The 26,355-nt window shown below is 60.8% G+C and carries 21 protein-coding genes; 5 read left to right on the top strand and 16 right to left on the bottom strand.

The features are described from left to right. Window positions 1-93: 93 nt before the first annotated feature. Window positions 94-267, bottom strand: a complete 174-nt coding sequence (locus IPJ12_03930) for a hypothetical protein (protein ID MBK7646318.1) — start codon at window positions 265-267, stop codon at window positions 94-96. Between the two features lie 173 nt (window positions 268-440). On the opposite strand from IPJ12_03930, the gene IPJ12_03935 reads away from it, so the two are divergent. After that, window positions 441-821, top strand: coding sequence for a hypothetical protein (locus tag IPJ12_03935; protein MBK7646319.1), 381 nt, complete (start codon window positions 441-443; stop codon window positions 819-821). A 195-nt stretch (window positions 822-1,016) separates the two neighbouring features. On the opposite strand, the gene IPJ12_03940 is transcribed toward IPJ12_03935, so the two are convergent. Then, entirely contained in the window at window positions 1,017-2,423 is a 1,407-nt protein-coding gene (locus IPJ12_03940; protein MBK7646320.1) for a vanadium-dependent haloperoxidase, read from the bottom strand. 385 nt (window positions 2,424-2,808) lie between these two features. Here IPJ12_03940 and IPJ12_03945 point away from each other — a divergent pair, with 385 nt between their 5' ends. Together IPJ12_03945 and IPJ12_03950 are read left to right on the top strand one after the other, a co-directional pair. Beyond that, complete coding sequence (locus IPJ12_03945; GenBank protein ID MBK7646321.1) at window positions 2,809-5,394, top strand: response regulator; 2,586 nt, start codon at window positions 2,809-2,811, stop codon at window positions 5,392-5,394. Window positions 5,395-5,574: 180 nt separating this feature from the next. Further along, complete coding sequence (locus tag IPJ12_03950; protein ID MBK7646322.1) at window positions 5,575-8,565, top strand: response regulator; 2,991 nt, start codon at window positions 5,575-5,577, stop codon at window positions 8,563-8,565. A 104-nt stretch (window positions 8,566-8,669) separates the two neighbouring features. On the opposite strand, the gene gtfA is transcribed toward IPJ12_03950, so the two are convergent. From gtfA to IPJ12_03980, 6 genes are all read right to left on the bottom strand, one after another. Further along, window positions 8,670-10,112: a sucrose phosphorylase gene (gtfA, locus tag IPJ12_03955; protein MBK7646323.1), complete on the bottom strand. Its 1,443-nt coding sequence runs from the start codon at window positions 10,110-10,112 to the stop codon at window positions 8,670-8,672. 266 nt (window positions 10,113-10,378) lie between these two features. Beyond that, window positions 10,379-10,723: a cache domain-containing protein gene (locus tag IPJ12_03960; protein ID MBK7646324.1), complete on the bottom strand. Its 345-nt coding sequence runs from the start codon at window positions 10,721-10,723 to the stop codon at window positions 10,379-10,381. A gap of 391 nt (window positions 10,724-11,114) precedes the next feature. Then, a complete protein-coding gene (locus tag IPJ12_03965; GenBank protein MBK7646325.1) occupies window positions 11,115-11,345 on the bottom strand; it encodes a DUF2789 domain-containing protein in 231 nt (76 codons plus the stop codon). A gap of 113 nt (window positions 11,346-11,458) precedes the next feature. Beyond that, the gene (locus IPJ12_03970; protein MBK7646326.1) at window positions 11,459-11,941 is read right to left on the bottom strand and encodes a glutathione peroxidase; all 483 of its coding nucleotides are present in this window, start codon (window positions 11,939-11,941) and stop codon (window positions 11,459-11,461) included. Window positions 11,942-11,962: 21 nt separating this feature from the next. Continuing rightward, window positions 11,963-12,418, bottom strand: coding sequence for a CHRD domain-containing protein (locus tag IPJ12_03975; protein MBK7646327.1), 456 nt, complete (start codon window positions 12,416-12,418; stop codon window positions 11,963-11,965). A gap of 175 nt (window positions 12,419-12,593) precedes the next feature. Next, on the bottom strand, window positions 12,594-13,931 hold the full coding sequence (locus tag IPJ12_03980; GenBank protein ID MBK7646328.1) for a cation:proton antiporter: 1,338 nt from the start codon (window positions 13,929-13,931) through the stop codon (window positions 12,594-12,596). A 282-nt stretch (window positions 13,932-14,213) separates the two neighbouring features. Here IPJ12_03980 and IPJ12_03985 point away from each other — a divergent pair, with 282 nt between their 5' ends. Next, window positions 14,214-14,600 (top strand): hypothetical protein, encoded by a 387-nt coding sequence (locus IPJ12_03985; GenBank protein MBK7646329.1) that lies wholly within the window; start codon window positions 14,214-14,216, stop codon window positions 14,598-14,600. Window positions 14,601-15,270: 670 nt separating this feature from the next. Here IPJ12_03985 and IPJ12_03990 read toward each other — a convergent pair. Continuing rightward, entirely contained in the window at window positions 15,271-16,536 is a 1,266-nt protein-coding gene (locus tag IPJ12_03990) for an NADH:flavin oxidoreductase (GenBank protein ID MBK7646330.1), read from the bottom strand. Window positions 16,537-16,804: 268 nt separating this feature from the next. Here IPJ12_03990 and IPJ12_03995 point away from each other — a divergent pair, with 268 nt between their 5' ends. Continuing rightward, entirely contained in the window at window positions 16,805-18,016 is a 1,212-nt protein-coding gene (locus IPJ12_03995) for an MFS transporter (GenBank protein ID MBK7646331.1), read from the top strand. Window positions 18,017-18,352: 336 nt separating this feature from the next. On the opposite strand, the gene IPJ12_04000 is transcribed toward IPJ12_03995, so the two are convergent. The 7 genes from IPJ12_04000 to IPJ12_04030 form a co-directional block, all read right to left on the bottom strand. Then, on the bottom strand, window positions 18,353-18,760 hold the full coding sequence (locus IPJ12_04000; protein MBK7646332.1) for a hypothetical protein: 408 nt from the start codon (window positions 18,758-18,760) through the stop codon (window positions 18,353-18,355). Next, window positions 18,739-19,155: a HEPN domain-containing protein gene (locus IPJ12_04005; GenBank protein MBK7646333.1), complete on the bottom strand. Its 417-nt coding sequence runs from the start codon at window positions 19,153-19,155 to the stop codon at window positions 18,739-18,741. Before IPJ12_04005 ends, IPJ12_04000 begins: the two co-directional genes overlap by 22 nt. A 2,941-nt stretch (window positions 19,156-22,096) precedes the next feature. Then, window positions 22,097-24,121 (bottom strand): c-type cytochrome, encoded by a 2,025-nt coding sequence (locus tag IPJ12_04010; protein ID MBK7646334.1) that lies wholly within the window; start codon window positions 24,119-24,121, stop codon window positions 22,097-22,099. Between the two features lie 71 nt (window positions 24,122-24,192). Then, window positions 24,193-24,597, bottom strand: a complete 405-nt coding sequence (locus IPJ12_04015) for a LapA family protein (GenBank protein MBK7646335.1) — start codon at window positions 24,595-24,597, stop codon at window positions 24,193-24,195. 36 nt (window positions 24,598-24,633) lie between these two features. Continuing rightward, window positions 24,634-25,023, bottom strand: a complete 390-nt coding sequence (locus IPJ12_04020; protein MBK7646336.1) for a DUF302 domain-containing protein — start codon at window positions 25,021-25,023, stop codon at window positions 24,634-24,636. A 141-nt stretch (window positions 25,024-25,164) separates the two neighbouring features. After that, window positions 25,165-25,716, bottom strand: a complete 552-nt coding sequence (locus IPJ12_04025; GenBank protein MBK7646337.1) for a Spy/CpxP family protein refolding chaperone — start codon at window positions 25,714-25,716, stop codon at window positions 25,165-25,167. A gap of 127 nt (window positions 25,717-25,843) precedes the next feature. Continuing rightward, window positions 25,844-26,095 (bottom strand): hypothetical protein, encoded by a 252-nt coding sequence (locus IPJ12_04030; GenBank protein ID MBK7646338.1) that lies wholly within the window; start codon window positions 26,093-26,095, stop codon window positions 25,844-25,846. Window positions 26,096-26,355: the final 260 nt, after the last annotated feature.

Raw genomic sequence — 26,355 nt, forward strand, 5'->3', positions numbered from 1 at the left:
GATCGAATTTCCCGATTTTCCGCGCCTTGCACATAGCTATTCAGCGCTGCCGGTAATGCTGGAGCGCTGGCGTGTCAGCCCTGCAAGCTCGCATCAAGAGTGATTGTCTTTATCCGTATCCGGCTTGGCGCGGCCGGCAAAAAACAGAATCAGCCGCAAGCTTGCAACGCAAGCGAAGGAGACGCCCAATATCGCCGCCCACGACGAATCGGGGAAGAAGTAGGCGCCCGTTGCTGCCAGGCTGAGGAAAATGATGGCTAAAAACATGGTGGCATATTAACCGGCAACGTGCATTTTTGAGTACAGCGGTGCCACCTTCTTAGGCCCGGCAGGTTGTCCATCGCTATGCGCCCGTCGGGCAAGCCTGCTGAGCGGCATTCGAGCTTTCTCATCAGCGGCCCTTCTGCGAAAATCGCTGCTTTCCAGTTTTCAGTGCAATCATGATCCAGGGTCAATTCCGTTCTTCCATCCTGCAGGTGCCGGCCAACATCACGCCACTCAAGTTCCGCGGTTATCTGCGCAAGGAGATCGAGGCGGTGCAGGCGACGGCGCAGAGCGAGGAGGACATCATTGTCGTCCGTGTGTTTGTGCTGGAAAAGGTGCTGTTCGGGCTGGGCGCCAGGAAGGTGGACAGCATTCTGCATGGGGTGGTCGCAAAGTGTCCGAACATTCAGCGTATCGAACTGGAGGCGCTGGTTCGGCCTTTGAGTGCCGAAGAGATGCAGGAAGCAGCTGACGAAGCTCAGGATACCTTGCAGGCGCTGGGTGATCGGGTGATGGCTTCGGGCGGCAAGCTGGTGGCGGATACCGGCGGCAACTAATTAGTGGGAATCAAGCGGCTGCGCGTTGGCTATTGGCCGAGCGGATATTTCAAATTCGGCGCTTTTTTCCGGTTGACCGTGGCAACGATCCCGGGAACTGTCAAACCAGCATTGGATGCCCGGCGCATCTGAGCACGACGTTTTACATGGCCGGGGATTCGCGTGGCCCGGATCGGGCCACGCGAAATTCAGAGGCTAGGCACCCGACCACAGATTTTGGGCGTGCTCAAAGGCGGCAACACCGACCTTTTCGCCAATATCGAGCCCGACCACATTGCCTTCATAGAAGTGAATGCCCCCATAGAGGCGCGACTCGCCGGCTTCCCGGGCGGCAGCGCTGAAGGTGGGCCAGGAGAGCAGGACGCCCTTGACCGGCTCGCCGGGGTCGGCTCGCAGCACATCGTTCTGGACATAGAAAAAGCCGAAGGCGTCACTGCCGGTAAATTTCTTGAGCACGGTGGCCGCCGCCATGGAAAAGGCACTGTGACCGGAGGTGAACTCCGCAAACGGCGGCGTCGGGAAGGTGGCTGCCTGGAACGGAATCCAGGCTTCACCGGGTACGTCCTGAATGCCCTTGCCCGGCCCGCCCCAGGCACGCAGCAGTTTGCCGCGGAAGAGATGACGGATGGCGGTGATCGGCCGGACGTAATCGAAGGTCCGCTTGGCGTCCCAGGTGGCGATACTGGCGTCAAGAATGGCGTTGGCCAGCGCGAAGTAGAGTTTGACCGAGGCTGACAAATCAAGCCCGTCACGCTCGGCGACAAAGGCAGCAAACTCGGTCCAGTGGCCAGGCGGCAATTCGGATTTCGGGCCGTCCGCCCAGTATTCGGCGATCACCTTTTGCTCGAGCGTCAGCTTGCTTTGCACATCAACGACATGCTTGGCCTGATCGAGGTAGCCCTGGCTCAGCGGGTTTTGCGGCGGGGTCGTCGGGCGGAACTGGCTGCCGCTGCTCATCGCGAATGGTTTGACGCTGCCCCAGTGCGGCGCGATGAAGCCCGGCGTCTTCGCTTCGTGCTGGTCGTTCAGATAGGTAATGGGCTGCCAGCGACCCGGATAACTGATGGCATCCACGGCAGAGGGCAGCAGCACGCTCATCGGATGATTGACCGGGGCATAGCCCGTGGTATCGGCATACAGGCCGGACTGGTTGGCATGGTCGCCATGGCGAAACGCCAGCACCGCATCGGCCGCAAGGTTGCCGACCCCCACCGGGTTCGTCGCGCTGGTGTTCGGATCACCGTAGGTGATCCCTTCACTGGTCAGCAAGGTCTGAAGGGATGCTTCGTATTGGCTGCGAAACGGCTCGGCAAATACCTCAATCGGAAACTGGTCGATCAGCGCCCGATAGACTGCCTGGCTGACGGCCTTGCGCCGGTTCGGCTCAGTACGCTGGGCGAGCGGACGCCTGGGGGTCGAACTGTAAGCGGTTTTGGCGACGGCATCATAGGCTGCCCAGGCATCGTAGGCGGCGCTGAAAATCACACCCAGCGAGCGCGCCACTTGCGGCGGTCCGCCACGGATGGACTGGGGCGCAGGCAATTTGCCTACGTTGCGGATGGCTTCAAGAACGACGCTATTCCAAGCAAGAAGCAGATTCATGTTCAAACTCCTCCAGTTAATTTATTTTCGCGGAAACCCCCCAGGAAAATACGACATCTGGGTATTCAAAATGTATACGATTTGGACACAGTCAGGCAGGGATATAAAAAAATTCAATGAGCACCGGCCGCAAGTGGGCCTTTGATTTTTTGGGGTAATTACACGGTCAACCCGAAAAATTGGCCAAAAAGCAAATATCGGACAGGCGACATGGCGGGTGATGCAAATGCGTATCCAGTCAGCGCTTTTAATGAAATCAGGGCCCGGAGAAAATCATTAAAGTCGATAAATTAGATACAATTTATTTCAAATATGGCACATATGGCGATCATATTCTGAGAAAATAAACAAAAGCTACCAAGCTATGATCCACGGCTCTCATCACATGATCAGTTCCACAAACATGAATACTGGCTGGCGCGCTCGCATACTTCTGGTGATGGGGCTGCTCGGCGCGAACATCCTGGTATTTGTTTTGGCCTTTTATTCGCTGGAGCACAGCAGGACGCTCTACGAAAAACAAGCACAGGCACTGACCCAAAACGCCGTCCGTTCGCTGGATCAATCCGTTTCCGGCAGTATTCGCAGCATTGATCTGGCGCTGCATGTCGTGGTTGATGAGCTCGAACAACAACTGGCGGCAGGTGGAATCGATGAGTCGTCGATCAACGCTTACATTGCCCGCCAACAAAAACGACTGCCCGAACTCGAAGGCATGCGCATCGCTGATGCATCCGGCCTGGTTTTTCTGGGGACGGGCGTAGACCGGACGGAAGCCGCATCATGGGCGGACCGCGACTATTTCATCTATCACCGCAATAATGCTGACGAGGGAATGCGCTTTGCCAAGCCCCGCTGGGGGCGGATAGCAAAGCAATATATTGTTAATTTTTCCCGTCGATTCAATGCTCCGGATGGGCGTTTTGCCGGTGTGGTATCGGCCCCCATAGCGGTCAGCTATTTCGCCGAGCTGCTGAAACAATATCAACTGCCGCCCGACAGCACCCTCATTCTGCGCGATAAGGACAATGGGCTGGTCACGCGCACCCCTGCGCTCCCCGACCGTCCGGATGGCCAGGTAGGCGACGCCGGCGGATCGCCGGAATTTCTAAAACTGATCGAATCTGGCGTGAAATCCGCGACCTACCAACTGTCAAACTCACCGGATGGGGCCGATCAAATGCTTTCGTTCCAGCGTTTGGACAATGCGCCCATGATTGCCATCGTCGGAATATCCGGCAATCACTATCTGGCCGGCTGGCGTGCCGAGGTCTACAAGACAGCCGCGCTGGTTGCCGGCTTCCTGATTTTGTCCGCGCTGCTTGGCACGCTGCTTTTCAAGATGCTGACTCGTTCGGAACTAGACCGCAAGCGCCTCGAACTCAGCGAAGGACAACTCCGAACCATCATCGCGACCGAGCCAGAGTGCGTGAAGCTTCTGGACAAGGACGGTCGATTGTTACAGATGAATCCCGCCGGTCTGGGGCTGATCGATGCTTCCTCCATCGATCAGGTTGCTGGGCATTTCGTCCTCGACCTGGTTGCCCCCGAAGACCGCCAGGCCTTTGCCGACCTACATCAGCGGGTGATCAACGGCGAAAGCGGAACGCTTGAATTCTCGGTGATCGGCCTGACTGGAACCCGCCGAATCCTGGAGTCCCATGCCGTGCCGGTCGAAGTCGCGGGCGCCATTGCCCATTTGGCGGTCACTCGCGACATCACGGAACGCAAGCGCTCGGAACACGAACTCAATGCCTACCGCAGCCATCTGGAACTCCTGGTCAAGGCACGGACGGCGGAGCTTCGCTCGGCCAAGGATGCCGCCGAGGCAGCCAGCCGTGCCAAGAGCACGTTCCTTACCAACATGAGCCATGAGCTGCGCACACCGCTCAATGGCATTACCGGCATGATCCGGCTGGCGCGCGCCAGAATGGACGACGTAAAAGGCAAAGATCAGCTCGACAAGGCCCGATCCGCCGCAGATCACCTGCTCTCCGTCATCAACGACATCCTCGATATCTCCAAGATCGAAGCCGACCGACTGATACTGGAAAGCACCGACTTCAAGCTCTGGCCGATCTTCGAAAAACTCGTCAGTCTGGTCGATGACAAGGCTCGCGCCAAAGGGCTGAAACTCAATACCGAACTACCGTCAAACCTGCTGGAACAGGCCTTCACCGGCGACCCGCTGCGCCTCGGGCAGGTACTGATCAATCTGGTCGCCAATGCGGTCAAATTCACCGACCATGGCAGCGTATCCGTCCGCGTGATCGAGCGTGAATCCAGCCCGAGCACAGCTCATTTACGCTTCGAAATTGTTGATACGGGCATTGGTCTGAGTGCCGAGGAAAAGCAGCGGCTTTTCTCCCCGTTCGAACAGGCCGACAGTTCGATGAGCCGAAAATACGGTGGCACGGGTTTGGGGCTGGCGATCAGCAAACGCCTTCTCGGCCTGATGGGCGGAACAATCGACGTTGAGAGCACCCCTGGGCATGGCAGCACTTTCTGGTTCGAGATTGAATTACCCAAGTCCGTCCATTCAGTCGTTGATCCGGCCAAGCCGCTGGTTGAATCCGACGCCAGCCAGATTCTCCGACTGCATGCCGGAAAACGCATTTTGCTGGTCGAAGATGAAGTCATCAATCAGGAGGTCGCCCGTGACATGCTTGAGCAGGTCGGCCTGTTGGTCGATGTCGCAGAAAATGGCGAGGAAGCGGTGCAGCACGCGACTCGCGAGGACTATGCAGCCATCCTGATGGACATGCAGATGCCGGTGATGAGCGGGATTACGGCGACACGGGTGATTCTTGCCGAGTCCTGCAACCAGAAAACCCCGATTATCGCGATGACCGCAAATGCCTTCACGGAAGATCGTAAAAGCTGCCTGCAGGCGGGCATGAAGGACTATGTCACCAAGCCATTCAGCCCTGAGCGCCTCTATGAGACGCTGTTGAAATGGCTATCCGCGTAGGAATGCCATTCGTTTTGAATGAAAAATCCCGTGAGTAGCGGCTAGCAAGTGCTTAACCGTTTCCCCGGTATTTTTTGCAGGGAAGTCCATCGATTAGGTGAATAGCGCTCACATGCGATCTATGCCTAAGGTAATATCGAAGCCATTGTTTTTTAGGCTAATTGCCTTTGCATAAATCATATGAAGTTAACAAGCTTGCGTACTGGCCGTATCGTTTTGGGAGCGGCCGGACTCCTCATCTTTCTCATCATCAGCATTTCGATTGTTTCCACACTCTATCTTCGTGATCGGGAACTGGAGAGCGCACGCCAGCAATTGGCCAATCTTTCAATGGTGCTGGCTCAGCAGTCTTTTGAGACCATGTCCTCCGCGCAGCTTGCCATGGATAGCATTGCTGACGTTCTTGAAGCGATGAATATTCGCGATGACACCGAACTGCGCCTGATCGCGAAAACCAAAGCAATACACGAAAGCCTGAAAGACAAGATAACAAGCCTGCCACAGATTGATGTGGCGACGATCGTTGCAGCCAATGGGGACGTCATCAACTTTACCCGTGGCTTCCCTGCCCCATCGATCAATTTGTCCGATCGTGATTATTTCAAGGAACGAAGAGACAATCCTTCGCAAGACATATTCATCAGCGACCCGGTTCGCAACAAAGGCAACGGCAAGTGGGTTTTTTATCTAAGCCACCGACTTAACGATCCACAGGGCAATTTTCTGGGCATGGTCCTGGTCGGTATTTCGGTAGAACAATTCAGCAATTTTTATGGGCGCCTGGCGGAAAATCTTGGCGAAGGTGCTGCTGTCACGCTCTACCGTCGAGACTTCTCGGTACTGACCCGATGGCCAAGAATGGATGAATCCATCGGCAAGAAGAACCTCAGTGGAAGCTCCTACCACGTCGTTCAAGAATTGAAAAAATTGCACGACGTCGTCTATTTTCGCGGTCCGCGATTCTCGGAAGGCGGTCAGGCAGTTCCCCGCATCGGTGCCGTGCGGGTTCTGGAACGTTTTCCGATGATCATCAACTTGACCATCACGGAGGAGTTCGTTCTTGCAAACTGGCGGCACGCCAGCGGCGTTATCGCCCTTCTCGCCGCTGGAAGTTGTCTGGCACTGGCCATCGCGACCATGGTGTTGCTCAGGATTGTTCGGCATCAGGAAAAAAGTGACGGCTTGCTGATTCGTGAAAGTCACAAAAATCAGCTACTTCTGCACAATGCCAGCGACGGGATTCATATTCTCGATAAACAAGGAAATGTGATCGAGGCTAGCGACTCCTTCTGCCGGATGCTGGGTTACGAACGCTCGGAAATCATGGGCATGAACGTCCGCCATTGGGATGCATTTTTCAATGCCGAGCAACTGAATGATGTATTGGCCAAACAATATGGCCAATCCGAAACAATGAAGTTTGAAACCAGGCATCAGCGTAAAGATGGAAGCATTCTGGACGTCGAGGTGACCGGGAATCCTCTGACGCTGGATGGCGAAATCGTGCTGTTCAATTCTTCCAGAGACATTACTGACCGGGTTCATTCACAGAACAATCTCCAACGTAGCCAAGCCATTTTGCGAGGAACGCTGGATGCCAGCGATGAAGGCATCCTGGTCATTGGGGCGAATGGCAAGGTCCTCACTGCGAACAAGCGTTTCCAGACCCTGTGGAGTATTCCCGATGCGTTATTTAGCGCCGGCGACGATGACCAGCTATTGACATTCGTCCTTGCGCAATTACTCGATCCCGATGGTTTTCTGCGTGAAGTTCAACGACTTTATGGCAGTCTGGATTCGAGCTTCGACATTTTGCACTTCAAGGATGGAAAGGTCTTTGAGCGCTATTCTGCTGCCATCGACTTGCCGGGTGACCATGCTCGCCTCTGGTCTTTCCGTGACGTGACGGAACGCAAGAAAACCGAGGATGAACTGGAACGCCACCGCAGCAATCTGGCATCACTGGTCGAGGAGCGCACCGCTGCCCTGTCGATTGCCAAGGAGGCGGCCGAAACAGCCAGTCGGGCGAAGAGTACTTTCCTTGCCAACATGAGTCACGAATTGCGCACACCGATGAATGCCATCATGGGAATGACCGCCTTGGCGCTGCGTCTTGCCAGCGATACAAAACAGCGCGACCACTTGTCCAAGGCTCAGTTGGCATCCCGTCACCTGCTGGATATCATCAACGACATCCTGGATATTTCAAGAATCGAGGCCGAACGCCTGACGCTCGAAAAAACGACTTTCCAGTTGAGCGCTGTATTCGAGCATTTCAGCAGCATGATCAGTCTGCGCGCCAGTGAGAAGGGGCTCGGACTTGAAATTGTCTTTCCTGACGAACTGGCGCAGCAGGCTCTGGTGGGCGACCCCTTGCGTCTGAGTCAAGTGTTGCTCAACCTGACGGCAAATGCGATCAAGTTCACTCCGCAGGGGCATATTTCCGTACGTGTAATCAAAATCCAGGCGCAATTCGAGAGCATAACGCTGCGTTTTGAAGTGATTGACACCGGCATCGGCATCTCTCCGGAAGCGCAACAACGGCTGTTTACGGCGTTTGAGCAAGCTGATAATTCGATGACCCGAAAATTTGGCGGGACCGGCCTGGGCCTGGCAATTTCCAGGCGACTGGTCAATCTCATGGGTGGTGATATCGGTGTCGATAGCGAGCCCGGCGTTGGCAGCACCTTTTGGTTTACCGTCACGCTTCAAAAATCGGCAGACACCGTAAGCCGGCCGCTGGAGATGACGAACCAATTGCCTGAAACACTGCTGAAATCGAAATTTGCAGGTAGCAGAGTGCTGCTGGCTGAGGATGAACCGATCAATCAGGAGGTTGCCTGCGGGTTGCTGGAGGATGCAGGACTCCAGGTTGATCTCGCCGAGAATGGTCTCGAAGCCGTAGCACTCGCCCGTGAAAACACCTACGACCTGATACTGATGGAGATGCAGATGCCAAAACTGAATGGGATCTACGCAACACGTGCCATTCGTTTACTGCCGAACCATGCCACGACGCCCATTCTGGCGATGACCGCGAACGCTTTCGAAGAAGACCGCCAAATCTGTCTCGAAGCTGGCATGAACGAGCACATCGGCAAGCCCGTTGTTCCCGAAAAGTTGTTTGAAACCTTGCTGACGTGGTTGTCCAAGGAAAAGCAGATTCAATAAATTGCAAGGGCGGACTTGTGGCCTGCAGCGGCTGAATTGAAATTGAACACTGGCACCGTCGCTTCGGGCGATGGGTTGCCGATCAAGGTCACGGCATTGCCAAATCAGCAGCGGAAACAAAGCTCGTCGCCAGAGGATTCGTCTCGGTAGGTAATCGTTGCCGTGTTGAAATTCAGGTCAACCAGCAGGTGACAATAGTGTTGATCGAGGCGCCAGCCCATGGCCAGTGAGCTGCGATTGCTCGATTGCAACTCGAAGCGCCCGGCAAAGGCGGGGTATTGATTGCGAAAACGCATCAGGCTCAGCAGGCGCTTGACGACCGGTTTTTCCAGAGCTTCGTCGGCTTCGGCCAGCGTATAAAAATGGCGGTTGATGTCACGCGATTCGCCCGAGCTTTCCATGAGTTCAACATCGTTGCTGCCGGCGAACAGGCCCACGTAGTAAACCTGCGGGATACCAGGGGTAAAGAACTGGATGGCACGGGCGCAAAGGTAGGCGTCGTCGTTTTGTTTCAGCGCGTCGTAGAAGGTGCAGGTGAGCTGGTAAATGGCGCCGACGCTGTGCACGTTGGCAGCGGAGCGACGGAGGATGGAATCGCCGCCACGGGTCGATACGTTTTCGACCAGTTCGCGAATTTTCGACTCGGGCAACAAGTCTTCGACATCCGGAATGCAGATGCCATCGTGGGTGTCGAGCACGGTAATTTGCCGTTGCGGACACATGCGCAGCCAGGCTTTGAGATGCCGGCTGTCGACATCCAGCAGGGCGAAGAGCACCAGCGGTGGCAGCGCGAAGGCATACGGAAGCATCCCCTCACGGGAGATGGCGTGCTGGTAGCTTGGGTGATCGTGCACTTCAGGCAGGACTTCTGCCCCGTAGGTTTGAGCCTTGTCGCGGAACCAGTTGAGAATGCCATAGACCTCGGGTTCGACCAGAAAGCAGGTGCTGCCCAGGCGCTTGGTGGTGTACCCGAACGCATCGAGACGAAACAGCCGGACGCCGCGCTGAGTCAGAAACGCCATGTAGCGATCCATGAGTTCATAGGTCTGTGGCGAGGCAAAATTGAGATCGATCTGATGTTCGGTAAACGTGCACCAGACACGACTGTGGTCGCCGTTGGCGCAAAGCACTTCACGGAAAGGCTCTTTCTCCTTGCGGATGTGGATGCGCGACAGATCGTCCGGCGTCGGCTCGCCCAGCCGTTCGAGATGCACGAAAAGGTCGGCATAGGGCGACGCGAAGCCGTTTTGCTGGAAATCGATAAACTCTGGCGAGGCGTCGGAAATGTGGTTGAGGATCAGGTCGACGCACAGGTCGAAGCGCCGGCTGATTCGCTCGACATCTGACCAGTCGCCCAAGTCTTGATCCACCGCCATATGCGTCAATGGCGAAAAGCCGGCATCGGCATTTGAGGGATAGAACGGCAGAAGGTGAACGCCACCGATCAAATCGGCCAGGCGTGTTTCCAGGAATCCGGCAAGGTCGGCGAGATCTTCGCCAATCCGGTTGGGGTAGCAGATCAGCTGGATCTGGTTCTTGAGCGGCATCGCGATTCTTTCAGACAGTAGGTGGCGTCGAGGACGACATCGAACAGTGTCGGGCCGGGGGAGAAGCGTGAACTATACCCGCTGCATCGCCGTCGCTATCCGACGACATGAAAACTCCTGCCCGCTTGGTGCCACGCCGGCTTTTTCTGCCAACAGCGTCGCTAATAAACGACAATGACCCGCCCCAAAGAGGCGAGCCATTGATTTGATCACGCTATTTTTTGCCGAAAGATCGGCAAAGGTGAGCTACACCCAGGGCTTGCTTGTTACTTGTAATAGCCCACGGCGCAGACTTGGTCACCGATTTTGGTCACGTAGCTGTATTTTTGTACTGGCTCGGCTGAGCCCGGGCGTGGCCACATATATGACACTTCGGAAATAGCGCCTTCCTTGGCCGCACCGTATAGCTTGGCACCTACCGGCTCGCCGGTTTTGCTCATCAGATCCTTCATGCTTTTCCCGGTCAGGCTCGGGTGCGCGCTGAAGTTGCCGTCAGGGCCACCACAGAAGGGATAGAGGTCACGATCCCGAAAGCCATTTTCACCCTTGGCCATTTGGGCCAAGGCGGTGGCCTTGTCAGCCTTGACGGCGACGACGGCCTTTTCCAGCATTGCCTTTGCTTCCACTGCGTTGCCAAACTCGGCGGCACTGATGGCTGCCGTACTAAAACCGCCGGCGACTGCGACCAGGGTAATTGCGATGAATTTTTTCAATTTAGCTCCTCCTGCGTTGATATGACACCATCACCGGATGACGATGGTGAAATCAATTAGACGCAAGATGGATGCCAATCAGTTTTTTTGAAATTCCGCCAGTCAATGATGAACAGCCAGGAAACGTCAATGACGTTTCGATAGCCGTCACTACCCACTGCAAAGGCATCAGAGGATCTTCCTGCAGCCTCATTTTCCATCGCCATGCCTCGCCTGCCTGACCCAACGAATTGGCTATCACGCGGCTTTGGCAGGGAACTGATGTCATCGCCTGCCACCATGAATGGGTCTAGCGCAGGCGACCGTTGAGTTCGTCGATAACCGAGGCCCAGTCAGCGTCTTCGATGATTTCTTCCTTGAGAAAATCGCGTTGTGCAACGCTCCAGAATGACGCGCGATACAAGGCGATATCGTTGTCCAGCGGGCGGTGGGCGGTGATGAATTTCTCAATCGCCACGTCATCGGACGGCAGTCCGAGTTGGGCGAACAGGTTGTTCATGGTGTGTAGTTGGGATTGCATGGAAAACTCCTTGGTTTGGCAATGCGCGTGCTCTGGTCAATGGATGGAAAGTGAAACGATTGCGCTGATCAGCGGCGTCGGGCAGCTTTTTGTCGTTACCTCACGACGATGGGCTAAAGCAGCGCCTCGATGGCTTCCACCAGTTCATCCGGTCGGGTAGCCGGTGCATAGCGATGGATGACCTTGCCGTTACGGTCGACAAGAAATTTGGTGAAATTCCATTTGATGGCCTCGGTGCCAAGGATGCCGGCCGCTTCATGCTTGAGCCATGCATAGAGCGGATGGGCGTTGTCGCCATTGACATCGATCTTGGCAAAGAGCGGGAAGCTGAGGTCAAAACGGGTCTGACAGAATTGGCCGATGGCCTCTGCGTCGCCCGGCTCCTGTCCGCCGAACTGATTGCAGGGGAAGCCGAGAACAATCAGGCCCTTTTCCTGGTAAGTCCGATAAAGCTCTTCCAGGCCCGTGTATTGGGGGGTAAAGCCGCACTGGCTGGCGGTATTGACGATCAGCAAAATCTTGCCTCGGTAGGCGTCGAATGTCTGCAGATCACCGTTCAGGAGCAGTGCACTGAAGTCGTATAGGGTTTGGCTCATTAATATTGGACGTAACTGGTTTCAGTAGCTCGATGTCGGCGCCGCGGGCGGTAGCAACTGCCCACGAATCTCTCCGGGTTTGTGATCGGCGCTATGGACATTGACGTACAACTCGCCGGCTTTGTAAGCCTTGTATTCGGCCTCGCCGAGTTTGCTGCCTTCTGGAACTATCCACCCATTGTTGCCACTCTTGCTCAGCGTGATGACGACCGGACCATTGGTGCCGGCTTTTCCCAGATGGATATGGGCCATGGTGCCGTCCAGCCCACGGGTCATGACTTTGCCCGTAACGCTCATGTCGGGCTTGATGGTGATAGCCCCTTCTCCGGTGGCCGCAGTATTGACCGACGGAACCTCCATGTCGCCGGAGAGCTTGAACATGAGATCATCGGCGACAACCGGCATGGCAATCGATGCCAGGACGACGGAAATGGCGGCCAGAATACCTGGCGGGCGGCAATTCAGTGAAGTGTTCATGGCATGCCTCTTGTTCTTGAATGGGGAGATGTAGCCAGTCGAAAGATGTCCCAGTTTGGCTAATGTCGTTTCGATAGCGACCACTTGCGATTTGAACGCCAATACCCCATTTGGTTCGCACAAAACAAGGGAGGCCTGCGCCAAGGCACTCAAGCGGTTAAAGCGCCCCAAGCGCCTAATGTGGCGACTTGCGCCGCCAAAAAACATTCATCAAGGGTTTTACGCTGGCGCCGTGCATGACGATCGACAGGGTAACCACAACCAGGGTCAGCTGAATCAGCTGCAAAGCCATTGGCTCGGGCAAGCCGTGCTGGATTACATACATCAAATAATACAAAGAGCCGATACCACGCACACCGAACCAACCGATCAGGCCGCGCATGCGCCACGGGGTATGACTGCCCGCCATGCCCATCACCACACTGACCGGACGCACAACGAAAAACAGGAACAGGGCGAAGCCAACGGCCGGCCAACTCCACGAATTGACGAAAAGCATTCCGCCGACCAGAAGAATAAGCAGAACCTCCGACAGACGCTCCAAATGTTCCTTGAAAACCAGTGAGGCTTCGCTGACCAGCGTCGGCGGATCGGCGATGACCGGCGTAGGCATACTGATGCTGGGAAAAGCGTTAGCCTCGGACCTTGATACGGTCAACGCCAGATCTTGCTGAATTGTCGGCACCTTGTTGGCTGCACCGGCCAGTTTCAGCTCGGTCTGATGCAAGGCAACGGCAGCAAAGAACACCGCCAGAAAGCCCCATGCGTCAATCAGTACGCTAACGCCATAGACAACCCCGATCAATCCCAGACCAAGAAAATCGTCCATCATTTCACGGTCCTGTTTATGGCCGCGAATTTTCCAGACCAGCCGCGCCAACGTCGTGCCAGCGAGGACGCCGACGGCGATGCCGGCGACGGTCGCCCAGACCACATCCAGCAACACCCAGCGCATGCCGTGATCGCCGATTTCATGCAAGCCAAGCAGTCCCATACCGAGCATGACAAAGGGGAAAGCGCTGCCGTCGTTCATGCCGGCTTCGCAGGTCAGGTTAAAGCGCAACAGATCGTGGTCGCCGGGGTGGCGAATCTGGACATCGGTGGCCAGCACCGGATCAGTCGGGGCGACGATGGCGCCGAGCAGAACGCAGGCCCCCAACGGCAACTCGAGAACGTAATAGGCGAAAGCGGCCACCATCGCGACGCTTGCCGTCATCGACACCGTTGCCAGCAGGACAGGGGTGCGCCAACGCCTAAAACTGACCGGTGTCGGCATTTTTACGCCAGCGGAAAACAGGGAGATCAACACGGCGACTTCGGTCAGCACTTCCAGCAAACCCGACTGCTTCAAGGGATTGAAGTGGAAGACGTTGAGCACGGTTGGCCCGACCAGCAAGCCGACAGCCAGATAAATAATGGCCGAGGTCACCGGCAAGTACTTGAGCCGCGAGTAGGTCAGTGCCATAAACAGCAGCAAGCCGCCGACCAGCAGGAACCAGATGGAATTGGAAATCATCCGGGCATTTTAATCGACAAGGCGAGGCTGCTACGTGACCGAGCTTGACCGAACTTGACCACGGCGATACGCAGTGTACCGACGTTCATGAGCATCAACGCGTTCAGAGGCATTTGCCTGACGGAACGGAAATAATTCATGCGCGGCGTATTCCAATTCCGGACCATGCGCGTTAGTTTCCTTGGTGACGAACCGGCAAACGCACATCAAGGCAATTGCCGGGGATCGTCCATAGCCCTGTATTGGTATCCACTCTCCCGAACCTGAAGGAAGAAAACAATGACCCAGACCAACTCACTCCTGCGTACCCTGATCGCCATCGTCGCCATTTCGGCAGCGGTTTCCGCTTGCGGCAAGAAAGAGGATCCCGTTGCCACCGCCAACAAGGCGGCCGAAGAGGCTGTCAAGGCAGCTGGCGATGCCGCAAAGTCGGCGGCGGAAAAGACGGGTGACGCCGCCAAGGCAGTGGGTGAGGCCGCCAAGGCCAACGCCGAAAAGGCAGCCGAAGAAGCCAAGACTGCCGCCGCTGAAACGGCCGACAAGGCCAAGGAAGCTGCAGGAAAAGTCGCCGCTGAGACCAAGGAAGCCGCTGAGAAAGCTGGCGCCGAAGTCAAGGCAGCGGCAGAAGCCGGCGCCCAAAAGGCCAAGGACGCCGTCTCCAAGTAAGTGATCCGTACCGTCCCTGCAATGGCCCGCCTGAGTGCGGGCCATTTGCTTAGGAGATGCGTACTGAATGGCGTAAGAGTCAGTGCTGCGATGCACGCGGTGTTGAGCAGCGAATGCTGCCGGAGTCGGCTATTCCTAGTTGATGACCAATCGACCGAACTTCTAATTCGCTTTTTGCAGCCAAGCCATCCCGCATCCTGCGGTCAACCGGCAAAAACAGGCAAAAATGAAATGATTCCAGTCTTGCCTTTTGGCTTCAGTCCGCGCGGCGCAAATGCAGCTCCCCGATATTGCTGCGGCTGGCGTCGATCAGAACTTTGCTGATCTGGTCCGCCGGCTGGACGTTGGTGCAATTGGGGATGTCGGCCATGATGGCGGTGTAGGGTGCGGCACTGTCCGGCGCCTAGCCCCCCCTCGTCAACGGCGATGCCCTTGCAAGCATTGCCCAACTAGTCCTTGATCATGGATAGTCTCCGGTCAATGGATGAAAGGCGTGTGGTGCTTTGGGCACCTGTTTCTAATCTGGCAGGTGGCGGCGCCACTGGAAATGCTGGGGAATCTCATGCGCAGGCGACTTGTGCGTTGCGGCTCAGGATATGCAGCTCGGGCAGGTGTTGCAGGCAGTGGCCATGCCGGCTTGCAGTTAGCGCATTGGGTACGGTGAGCGCCTTTAACCGGCCAGCCCGCCTTCCCGCGCCAGCATGGCATCCTTTTCGGCCTTGACCGTCGGGTGGTAGCACTCGGCTGGCTTGGCGCCAAGATGGCCGACGCAGCCGCTGCAATCAACGCAGCGCGGCCCGGGCTGCCTGTCGCGCGTGTGACGATAGAAGAAGGGGTCGGCAATGTAGGCACGGCCGGCCGAGACGGCGTCGCATTTGCCTTGGGCGATGGCAGCTTCCATGACGTCTCGGGTGCGAAAGCCGCCGACGCAGATCACCGGAATACTCAGCCTTTTCTTGAACTGCGGCGTGTAGTCGAGGTTGTAGCCCTGACGTCCTTTCCAGAGCAGGTTGGAAACAATCGTGACCAGCGGCCGGAAGACCCGCAGCAGGGTGCGGCGAGGTTCCGGCAGGTAGCTCATGCTGCCGTCGACCATGTAGCGCAGGCAGCGGTTGAAGGTGCCGCAGACCATGGGGAAGCCGGATTCGTAATGACCGACCGAGACTTCGACGGCGTTGAAACCGGCCGCTTCGAAGTGCACGGCCGCATCGACCAGTTCGGCGGTCTTCAGGCCGTCGCGCAGGGGCAACCAGTCCGAGCCGTTCATTTTGATAATGACGGGAAAGTTCGGCCCCAGGCGGGCGCGGATGGCCTGCAGGATTTCGCGGTGGAAGCGCGTACGGTTTTCCATGGAGCCACCGTATTCGTCGATGCGACGGTTGGTGTAGGGGGTCAGGAACTGGCTGAGCAGGTAGCCGTTGGCCGAGTGCAGTTGCACCCCGTCGAAGCCGGCGCGATGGCAGCGTTCGGCCGCATCGGCGTAGCAGCCGACAAGGCGCCTGATCTCGGGCACAGTGAGCGCCTGTGGCTGGGTGCCGGTGAGCAAGTCCTTGACGTTGGAGGCCGAGTAGGCAATCGGTGACTGGGCAAAATTCGGAATCACCTGGCGCCCGCAGTGGTTGAGCTGGGCGAAGAATTTTCCGCCGTGGGCGTGCACCGCATTCACGACGCTGGCGAGGCCGGGGATTTTTTCATCGTGGTCGGCACCGAGTTGCATCGGGGCCGATTTGCCATCGCGGCTGACGTAAATATTGCCGGTGATGATCAGCGGCGTTTCGCCACGCGCGATGAGGGTGTAGAAGTCGATCACCGCCTGCGTGGCAAAGCCATCGAGCGTCGCCCGGGTTTCCGCCGTGGCAGTCTTGAACAAACGCCCCGGCAACGTCAGTTGCCCGATACGGATAGGCGAGAAAAGTATGCTGTTGTCTGCGGCCATCGCTGCCCCCTGTGACAGGCGCGTTGGTCGCGCCATGGGAATTGGAGTCAGAACATTCCATTTGGTTCACCCCGGGATCAGCAGCCCCGGCCATGGCGATAAAGTTGATCGCTACGGTCAACCCGAAATTTCGACCAAAAATCAAATTTCTGTTGGGCTAGCCAGGGCCGGGTCAGGACTAATGTGTGGCATGCCAAAAATAATTACCCCCGCCTGAAGCGCCAGCCCTTACCATCCGAACCAGCAATTTTTCTGAATCCCCTCGCCCATGAGCACCGCGCTTTCTCCCCGCGACGAACGTTTTTTTCTGCTGACGCTGGCCGGCATTCAGTTCAGCCACATCCTCGATTTCATGATCATGATGCCGCTCGGCCCCGTCCTGATGAAGGCCTTCGGCATCGGGACGCACGAGTTCGGGCTGCTGGTCGCCTCCTACAGTTTCAGCGCTGCAGTGTCCGGGATCCTGGCGGCCACTTTTGTCGATCTCTTCGAACGCAAGCGCCTGTTGCTCATCGCCTTCAGCCTGTTTGCACTGGCCACGCTGGCCTGCGGCCTGGCGCCAAGCTATTCGATGCTGATGGTGGCGCGCGGCCTGGCTGGCGTTTTCGGCGGCATCATGGGCGCGCTGGTGCAAACCATGATCGGCGATGCCATTCCTTTTTCCCGGCGGGCGCGAGCCAGCGGCATTGTGTCCAGTGCCTTTTCGATTTCAACCATTGCCGGCGTGCCCCTGTCGCTGTGGCTGGCCAACCATTTTGGCTGGCGGATGCCTTTCATGTTCATCGGCGCATTGAGCGTCATGTTCATCGGCATCGGCCTGCGTTTCCTGCCCGAACTGCGGCACCACCTCAGCGACGAAAAACGCGCCCACTTGCTCTCGGCCACCTTCAGCGTGCTCGGCGATGCCAACCATTTGCGCGCCCTGCTCTTTTCCGCGCTGATCATTTTTTCCGGATTTACCATCATTCCCTACATCACCGTTTATGGGGTCAATAACGTCGGCATTCCGCTGCACCAGATCCCCATTATTTATCTGGTCGGCGGTTCCGCCACCTTCATCAGCGCCCGCCTGATCGGGCACTGGGCCGACAAGCACGGCAAGGTCGAGGTCTATCGCAAGGTGGCCCTGCTCGCCATGCTGCCCTTGCTGGCGGTGACCCATGTTGGCGCAGTGCCGCTGTGGGGCTGGCTGATCTGCACTACTGCCTTCTTTGTCCTGACTTCCGGGCGGATGATCCCGGCCATGGCCATCATCTCCTCATCGGCCCAACCCAAACTGCGCGGCACCTTCATGTCATTGAACGGCACCGTCCAATCACTGGCCATGGGCCTTGCCACCACACTGGCCGGCTTCGTTACCTCACTCGACGACAGCGGCCGCATCGTCGGCTACCCGCTGGTCGGCTATGTCGCCGTCGCAGCGAACCTGATCGCCGTCTGGTACGCCTCCCGCATCGTCATGCATGGACGAAATGCGTAGGACAGCCCAGTTTTTTTGATGACTGCGGTCAACCGGAAAAATCAGCAGAAAAACCAAAGTATGAAACCACACCCGGACGCAACGACATGCCGGATGACAGACAATAGGCCTGTGCCAGCTTACTGCTCTGATCGCAGGCAAGTTGCCGAAACCTGCCTGGCAAGGAACAATTGAACACCAAAATACATCGCGCTGACCCGCCGAAATTATCTCCTCGGTCGGCTGATGTGTGCCCTGAGCGGAAGTCAGCGAAACGAAAAGCGGACGTTCAACGTGGAGGTAAGCTAGGACACGAAGGCACAGTATTAAATATAGAGAGATGCCATGCCAACACGCTTAATGAATTGAGCGATATATATAGGCGTCATCAATGTAGATCCCATTAATATTGTTTCGCGTAAACCTAATACCTGAAATGCCTTGGCCAGTGCCAATCATCATGGCTAGCATGCTGATGAGTTGGTGCTTGGGCGTTGTCACGCTGATGTCGTTAAGCGAAATGACATCCTCGGACTCAGCCGCGTTTCTGTTTGCCCCTTGAATTTTTTCATACAGTTTTCTAGGCCCGTCCGTTTCGACTATCTCCGATGCGAGTATCAATTTCCAGTTTCTAGCGTCTGGAAAGTAGAGCCATAGGGCGCTCTTGATGTTTGACGCATCTTCATCCAGTCGCTCGACAAGCTTGGCCCCGGCTTGAATCATCTTGTCCGATAGCGCGTCGGTTACCAGTAATTCTTTAGCCATTGCAGCACTCCATTGTTGTTGTCTGATATGGCAGCAACGAGATCTCGTGCCTGCGCCTGAGTGATGCCTATTTCATAACGCGACCTCTCAGACCAGTCCTTTGCAACGGCCCAGTTGAGCGAGAACACTTGGTCGCTCTGCTCTCGTTGTGACAAATCTGTTTTCAACCCGGCCACCCCAACCAGTTTGCTGAGATCGTGGCTGTAGCTGTCTTCTGCCAGCTTCTTGTTGGGAAAGTCGTGTTGATTAACCTTTTTTGCTATGCATGCCTTTAGTGCACATTCAAGTGCGTAGCCGGCAAGGTAGTAAGCACCGTGAAAGTGACTGAATGAAAGTAGGGTCTCCGCTTCCTTGATGCGCAGTTCCGCTAATGATTCGAGATCTGATTTATTCATTACCTATTTTTCCCGCCAAACCATGCAAGCACTCAATATTGACAATTGAATTGTACGACTGCTTTCAGGCGATTCGACGACTGACCGCTCCGCAGGGGGGGAAGGGGGCCGGGGGGGGGGGGGGGGGGGGGGGGGGGGGGGGGGGGGGGGGGGGGGGGGGGGGGGGGGGGGCGGGGGGGGGGGGGGGGGCGGGGGGGGGCGCGGGGGCGGGGGGCGGCGGCCCCCCGGGGGGGGGGCGCCGCCGAGGGCGCGGGGGCCCGGGGCGGGCGCCCCCCGCCGGCGCCCCCGGGCGGCGGCCGCGGGGCGCCCGGGGGCCGGGGGGGCCCGCGCGGGCCCGGGGGGGGGGGGCGGGGCCGGCGGGGGGGGGGGGGGGGGCCGGCGCCGCCCGGCGGCGCGCGCGGGCCGGCCGGCCCGGGGGGGGGGCGGGCGGGCGGCGCGGGGCGGCCCGCCGGGGGCCGGGCCGGGGGGCCCGCGGCCCCGGCGGCGGGGCGCGGCGCGCGGGCCGCGCCCCCCCCCCGGCCGCGCGGCGGGGGGGGCGGGGGCCGGCGCGGCGGGGGCGGGGGGGGGGGCGCGGCCGGGGGGGCGGGCGCCGGGGGGGGGGGGGGCCGCGCCCGCGGCGCCCGGCGGGGGGGGGGGGGCGGGGCGGCGGGGGGGGGGGGGGGGGGGGGGGGCGGCGGGGCGGCGGGGGGGGGGGGCCCCCCGGGGGCCGGGGGGGGGCCCCGGGGGCCCCCCCCCCGCCCCCCGCCCGCCCCCCCGCCGGCCCCGGGGCCCCCCCGGGGGGGCCGCGGGGGGGCCCCCCGGGGGGGGGGGGGGGGGGGGGGGGGGGGGGGGGGGGGGGGGGCCGCCCCCCGGGGCGCGCCCCCCCCCCCCCGGGGGGGTTTTCCCCCCCCCCCCGCCCGGCCCGGGGGGGGGCGGGGGGGCCGCCCGGGGGGGGCCCCCCCCCCCCCCGGGGGGGGGGGGGGGGGGGCCCCCCCCGCCCGGGGGGGGGGGGGGGGGGGGGGGGGGGCGGGGCGGCCCGCCCGGGGGGGGGGGGGGGGGGGGGCGCCCCGGGGGCCCCCGGGGGGCGGGGGGGCCCCGCCGGCCCGGGGGGGGGGGGGGGGGGGGGGCGCCCGCCCCCGGGGGGGGCCCCACCCCCGGGGCCCCCCCCCGGGGGGGGGCCGGGGGGGGGGCGGGCCCGCCGCCGGGCGGGGCGCCCCGGCCCCCCCCGCCCCCGCGCCCCCCCCCGGGCCGCGCGCGGGGGGGGGCCCCCCCCCCGGGGGGGGGGGGGATTCCCCGCCCCCCGGGGGGGGGGCGCGGGGGGGCGGGGGGGGGGGGCGGGGGGCCCCCCGGGCCCCCCCCCCCCCCCGCCCCGCGCGGGGGGGGGGGGGGGGGGGGGGGGGGGGGGGCGGCCCCCCCCCCCCCCGGGGCCCCCCGCCCCCCCCGGCGGGGGGGCCCGCGGGGGCCCGGGGGCCGGGGGGGGGGGGGGGGGGGGGGGGGGGGGGGGGGGCCCCCCCCCCGGGCCGGGGGGGGCCGCCCCCCCCCGGGGCCCCCCGGCGGCCCCCGGGGGGGGGGGGGGGGCCGGCCGGGGGGGGGGGGCCCCGCCCCCCCCCCCGGGGGGGGGGGGGGGGGGGGGGAAGGGGCGCCCCCCCGCCGCCCCGCCCCCCGGGCCCCCCCCCCCCGGGGCCCGGCCCCCCGGGGGGGGCCCCCGCCGGGGGGGCCCCCCGGCCCGGCCCCCGGGGCCCCCCCCGGGGCCCCCCCCCGGGGCCCCCCCGCCCGGGGGGCGGGGGGGGGGGGGGGGGGGGGGCGGGGGGGGGGGGGGGGGCCGGGGGGCCCCCCGGGGCCCCCCGGGCCCCCCGGGCGCCGGGGGCCGGGGCGGGGGGCGCGGGGGGGGGGGGGGGGGGGGGGGGCGCCCCGCCCCCCGCCGCCCCCCGCCCGGCGCCCCCCGGGCGGCCGGGCGGGGGGGGGGGGGGGGGGGGGGGGGGGGGGGGCCGGGGGGGCGCCCGGGGGGGCGGGCGGGCCCCCCCGCCCCCCCGGGGGGGGGGGGGGGGGGGGGGGGGCCCCGGGGGGGGGGGGGGGGGGGGGGCGGCCCCCCCCCCCCCCCTGCGGGGGCGGCGCCCCCGGCGGGGCGGGGCGGGGGGCGGGGGGGGGGGGGGGGGGGGAGGGGGGGGGGGGGGGGGGGGGGGGCGGCCGCCGGGGGGGCGGGGGGGGGGGGGGGGGGGGCCCCGCCCCCGGCGGCGCGGGGGGGCCCGGGGGGGGGGGGGGGGGGGGGGGGGGCCGCCGGGGGGGGCGGGGCCCCCCCCGGCCGGCCCCGGCGGGCGGGGGGGGGGGGGGGGGGGGGGGGGGGCGCCCCGGGGCCCGGCCCCGCGGGCGGCCCCCGCCCCGCGGGGCCCCCCCCGGGGGGGGCGGGGGGGCCCGCCCGCGCCGGGGGGCGGGGGGGGGGGGGGGCGGGGGGGCGGGGGGGGGGCCCGGGGGGGGGCCGGCGGGCGGGGCCCCCGGGGGGGGCCGGGGGGGGGCCCCCGGCGGGGGCCGGGCGGGCCCGGGGGGGGGGGGGGGCGGGGGGGGGGGGGGGGGGCCCGGGCCCGGGCCCCCGGGGCCCGGGGCCCGGGGGCGGGGGGCCCGGCCGCCCGGCCGGGCCCCCCCCGCCCCCGGGGGGGGGGGGGGGGGGGGGGGGGGGGGGGGGGGGGGGGGGGGGGGGGGGGGGGGGGGGGGGTGGCCCCGCCCCGGCCCCCCCCCTTTGGGGTGGGGGGGGGGGGGGGAAGTTTTTAAAAGTTTTAATTGGCCGAACTCCGCCTAATGACGATTAGGTATTTTTCATTCAGCGATGAAAAACTCAGTTGATATGCCACATTCAAATCAGAATTGGCTTCACTCATCAGCCAGAAAAAAACCCCGATTTTCGGGGCTTTTTTCTGGCTGAAGGCCCCGTTTCCGGGGCGCTTTCTTGGCTACTACGATTGCACGATCAATAGCGTGCGTCCGATGGCTTGGGATCCTTCGGCCAGTCCTTGACCTTGTCCGGGAAGTCCGGACGTGGCTGGTGACTGAAGTACTCGGCCACGTCGAGCGCTTCCTGGTCGGATAGACCACCCTGGCCGAGCGGGAATTTGTCATGGAAGCCGATCGGCATGTTGCGTTTGACGAAGGCTGCTGCCGTGTAGGTCCGGGCCATGCCGGCGCCGATATTGAAGGACTCGTCACCCCACAACGGTGGATAGACCATCTTGCCGACGGCGTTCTTCAGTCCCTCGCCGTTTTCGCCGTGGCAGACCGCACATTGGTCGGCGTAGATCTTCTTGCCGTTGTCTGTATCCGGCTTCATCGAGCGGTCGATCTTGCCGACGCCACGCCCGGCGACTTTGTCTTCCGGCTTGGTTTCACCTTTCATCCAGTCGAAGTACGCGACCATCGCTTTCATATCATCGGAATCTTTGGCCAGCGGCTTGCCGTTCATCGAGCGGCGGAAGCAACCGTTGATCCGTTCCTCAATCGTGATGATCCTGCCGGCCCGCGCACCATAGCTCGGGAAGAAGGCGGAAACACCGACGAAGGGCGAGCCGTCGGCTACCGTTCCGGCGTTCAGGTGGCAGCTGGTGCAATTGAGCTGGTCGCCAACATTGTTGGGTAGAAAGTCCTTGGTTTCGAGGTGCAGGCGCATGCCGCGGACCAGTTGCGGGGCATTCTTGGCCAGCAACATGTTGGCCAGACGCGGCGTTTCGAATTTGCTCGAATCGGTCGTCTTCGGATCGAGTTCGGCCCGCATCTTGGCCACATTGCCCGCATCGACCACGGGCGCACCATTGCCCCAACTAGCCCGGACGAAACTGAGGATCTCTGCCATTTCCGTGTCAGCAAGACGGGCAAAGGCCGGCATGGCGAACACACGCGGATGGGTTGCCGTGGCAGCAGTCTGCCCACCGGTCAGCATGATATGCACCAGCGTCGAGGCATCTTTCGAACTGACCGTAGGATTGCCGGCCAGAGGTGGGAAGATTTTTTCGACGCCGCCGCCATCAGCGCGGTGACAGTCACCGCAGAACTGGATGTAGCCGAGACCGCCACGGGTGCTGAACAGGTTGTCCGGCACATGGGCGACCACTGCCAGCTTTTCCGTGCTGGCCGGCATCGGCTTGTCGTTGGGACCGGCTGGCAGGGATTTCAGGTAGCTGGCGATGGCCAGCAGATCGTCATCGCTGACATGCTGCGTGCTGTGCATGATGACGTCGGCCATATTGCCCGAAGCCGTTGCATAGCGGTTCTGCCCTGTCTTGAGGAAGAGTTTGGTATCTTGGACCGTCCATAGATCACGCAGGCTCAGGGCGCGCCAGGATTCGACCGTTTCGCCGGACAGGAAGAGCGAGCCGTTTGAACCCGAGTCGCTCATTGTTTTTTCCTGGAAAAGGAATCCACGCGGTGTATGGCAGGCGCCACAGTGACCCAGGCCCTGGACCAGATAGGCGCCACGGTTCCAGGTCGCATCCTTGCTGCTGGTGGCTACGAAAGGCTTATCGTCGAGGAAAAACCAGTTCCAGATCGCCAGGCCCCAGCGCATGTTGAAAGGCCAGTGCATTTCGGAGGGTTTGTTGGCCAGCTGGACGGGCGGCAGGCCTAGCATCAAATAGGTGTAGAGCGCCTGCATGTCATCCGCCGTCATCTTGGCATATGAGGGATAAGGCATGGCGGGATAGAGATTGTGGCCGTCAGCAGCGACCCCTTTACGCATGGCGCGGTCGAACTGTTCGAAGGTGTAGTTGCCAATACCAGTGGCCTTGTCCGGCGTGATATTCGTTGAGTACAACTTGCCAAACGGCGTGTCCAAAGCCCGACCGCCAGCCATCGCCGTTCCCTTTTCGCTGGTGTGGCAAGCCACACAGTCACCGAGCTGGGCGAGGTAACGACCGCGCTCGACTGACTCATTGGCGGCCATGGCAAGGCCGCTTGCTGCAATTGCCAACGTGGCCAGCAGGCTGTGCAAATATCGAAATTTCATGCTGTTCTCCCATTGATTCATCTCTGCCTGAATCCAGGAAGAGAGCTATGCGCTGCCCGGCCATACCCGCCCTAAACTTTGGGCGGGGGATTCACTTTTACGCTGTCGTTGCGCCCCATGCCGCCGAAGATTTGCTTGAGACCAAGATAGGGACGAGCCTCCTCTGGCTCACTATCGACTACCGGGATGCGCATCTCCAGATCGGCGATGACTTCTTTCTGAGCACTGCAGGCTTTTTCCAGCTCGGCAATGTGCTTGTTCTGCCGGGTTGTCGCCCATTGCCGTCGCAAGGTGGCCGGTGTCGACATCAGCGCCACGATAAAGCCACCAAGGGCCAGCGTTAGCAGAAGCACGATGGCCAGTGAACTTTCGAAGCGCCAAAGCATGAATTCCACGACAGTGGGCACATTGTTTTGCAGCGCAAAGACGACGCAAAATGCCGCAACCAGAATCCCGGCGATAGTAAGTAACTGCATAGTGTTCTCCTGGTGCTGTGACGTTTCGAGGAAGCGTTACGTCTTGAGGCTTGCGCAGACTTTCTGCAAAAGTGCCCCGACTTCCTTGGCAAGCACTTGCACCTCAGGTTTGTCGACCAGCCCCAACACTGCCTCGGGATCCATGAATGCAACCGTAATGCTTCCATCGGCTTCTTCACGGACCACCACGTTGCACGGCAACAGCAGCCCAATGTCCGGATCCGCCTCAATTGCACGGTGGGCGAGCGGCGGGTTGCAGGCGCCGAGGATGCGATACGGCCGATGCTCGATATCAAGTTTGGTTTTCAAGGTCGCTTTGACATCGATATCGGTGAGCACGCCGAATCCTTCCTTCTTCAGTGCCTCCGTAACTTTGGTGACGGCGCTATCGAATGGCAGTGTTAGCTGCGTACTGAATCCATACATGGACAGACTCCCTTTTTCGTGATGAAACCGTGAGCCGGACTTTGCGAGTTGATATTGCTTGCCGGCAAAAGAAACGCCTTGCGGCGTGGCGGCCCAGCCTGCCGGCCACCCGCCACGATTGGGCGTTTCTCGCATCGCTAATCAGCCGCGTTTCTGCTTTTCGCGCTGCTCCTTGGTGAGCACCGCCTCGATCTGCTTCCGGGCATCGAGCGACAGATCAAACATCTGATGTCGGAGGTCCGATATATTTCTGTAGGTCTTTTTCAGCATCGCGTCATCGGGGTTATCCGAGGAATACTGCTCGCCCATCTGCGCTTGCTCGTCGAGCATTTTGCCCATCAGGGCCCAGTGCTGGCGGCGCAGATCATTCTGGATCTTGGCAATCTTGCTGCGTTGATCCGCGCTCAGGTTCAGATCAGATCTCAACCCGGAGCCGCCCATCATGCCGGGCCCCATGCCGCAGTCTGAGCGCTGGCCGCCCATTCTTTCACCATGGCCGTAGCCACCCATGCCGTGACCGGATCCGTAGCCATCCATCATGCCGCCCATGCCAGAGCCGCCCATCATGCTACCCATGCCATAGCCCGGGCCATAGGTGTCTGGCGAACGGTCGGCCAGTGCGTTGGTTGATAACAAGGCCGCGCATAGCAATGCGCTGGCGCCCAGGGTCTTGCGAAGAAAAATATTTGTCATGTAAACGTCCTTTCGGGGTTAATCAAGATCGCGTTTCCGCAACCGACGACGAGCTGAAGCGGAGCCTCCGGGTGAGTTCCAGGCGACTCCGTCCATAGCATTCAGGCGTGACTGAAACGAAAAGCTTTCACTTCTTCCTTTGCTTGACGATCCAGACGACGAGGCCAGCAACCACGATGACGAGCAGGACCGGCACCCATCCACCGTATCCATCCATTGCTCCGCCATAGCCACCCATCCAGTTGGTGCCATTGCCGTGCATCATTCCGTAGCCTTGGCCGTTTCCACCCTGCATTTGGGCGAGCGCATTTGCTGCCATGATCGCCCCGCCTAGCAATGTGGCGGCGCTAACTGTCTTGCGAAGGCTCATGCGGTTCATGGCGTGACTCCATGCGGCTATGTATCAATTCATGGTTGCGTCGGCGCTGACTTTCGACCGCCGAGGCATACCCAATCCCTTTGTTAACACCACTTGTAGACGCAATTTCGGTTGCCGACCGTGTGCCACAGCACATAACGCTTTCATGGGCTGCTGTGGCGATGGGTTCAGAAATTGGGGTAACGGAGATGCACCGTCACTGAAGGTGGGGGGTACCCCTAGGGATGGGTGAAGTTTTCGAGCATTGGCGCCGACGAGAC

The sequence above is a fragment of the Betaproteobacteria bacterium genome (genome assembly GCA_016709965.1).
GTDB classification, from domain to species: Bacteria; Pseudomonadota; Gammaproteobacteria; order Burkholderiales; family Rhodocyclaceae; genus Azonexus; species Azonexus amarohabitans.

Excerpts from the sequence above, each read along its gene's own strand:
- IPJ12_03930 (MBK7646318.1), bottom strand. The coding sequence starts at position 267 with ATGTTTTTAGCCATCATTTTCCTCAGCCTGGCAGCAACGGGCGCCTAC.
- IPJ12_03935 (MBK7646319.1), top strand. The coding sequence starts at position 441 with ATGATCCAGGGTCAATTCCGTTCTTCCATCCTGCAGGTGCCGGCCAAC.
- IPJ12_03940 (MBK7646320.1), bottom strand. The coding sequence starts at position 2,423 with ATGAATCTGCTTCTTGCTTGGAATAGCGTCGTTCTTGAAGCCATCCGC.
- IPJ12_03945 (MBK7646321.1), top strand. The coding sequence starts at position 2,809 with ATGATCAGTTCCACAAACATGAATACTGGCTGGCGCGCTCGCATACTT.
- IPJ12_03950 (MBK7646322.1), top strand. The coding sequence starts at position 5,575 with ATGAAGTTAACAAGCTTGCGTACTGGCCGTATCGTTTTGGGAGCGGCC.
- gtfA (MBK7646323.1), bottom strand. The coding sequence starts at position 10,112 with ATGCCGCTCAAGAACCAGATCCAGCTGATCTGCTACCCCAACCGGATT.
- IPJ12_03960 (MBK7646324.1), bottom strand. The coding sequence starts at position 10,723 with ATGCTGGAAAAGGCCGTCGTCGCCGTCAAGGCTGACAAGGCCACCGCC.
- IPJ12_03965 (MBK7646325.1), bottom strand. The coding sequence starts at position 11,345 with ATGCAATCCCAACTACACACCATGAACAACCTGTTCGCCCAACTCGGA.
- IPJ12_03970 (MBK7646326.1), bottom strand. The coding sequence starts at position 11,941 with ATGAGCCAAACCCTATACGACTTCAGTGCACTGCTCCTGAACGGTGAT.
- IPJ12_03975 (MBK7646327.1), bottom strand. The coding sequence starts at position 12,418 with ATGAACACTTCACTGAATTGCCGCCCGCCAGGTATTCTGGCCGCCATT.
- IPJ12_03985 (MBK7646329.1), top strand. The coding sequence starts at position 14,214 with ATGACCCAGACCAACTCACTCCTGCGTACCCTGATCGCCATCGTCGCC.
- IPJ12_03990 (MBK7646330.1), bottom strand. The coding sequence starts at position 16,536 with ATGGCCGCAGACAACAGCATACTTTTCTCGCCTATCCGTATCGGGCAA.
- IPJ12_03995 (MBK7646331.1), top strand. The coding sequence starts at position 16,805 with ATGAGCACCGCGCTTTCTCCCCGCGACGAACGTTTTTTTCTGCTGACG.
- IPJ12_04000 (MBK7646332.1), bottom strand. The coding sequence starts at position 18,760 with ATGGCTAAAGAATTACTGGTAACCGACGCGCTATCGGACAAGATGATT.
- IPJ12_04005 (MBK7646333.1), bottom strand. The coding sequence starts at position 19,155 with ATGAATAAATCAGATCTCGAATCATTAGCGGAACTGCGCATCAAGGAA.
- IPJ12_04010 (MBK7646334.1), bottom strand. The coding sequence starts at position 24,121 with ATGAAATTTCGATATTTGCACAGCCTGCTGGCCACGTTGGCAATTGCA.
- IPJ12_04015 (MBK7646335.1), bottom strand. The coding sequence starts at position 24,597 with ATGCAGTTACTTACTATCGCCGGGATTCTGGTTGCGGCATTTTGCGTC.
- IPJ12_04020 (MBK7646336.1), bottom strand. The coding sequence starts at position 25,023 with ATGTATGGATTCAGTACGCAGCTAACACTGCCATTCGATAGCGCCGTC.
- IPJ12_04025 (MBK7646337.1), bottom strand. The coding sequence starts at position 25,716 with ATGACAAATATTTTTCTTCGCAAGACCCTGGGCGCCAGCGCATTGCTA.
- IPJ12_04030 (MBK7646338.1), bottom strand. The coding sequence starts at position 26,095 with ATGAACCGCATGAGCCTTCGCAAGACAGTTAGCGCCGCCACATTGCTA.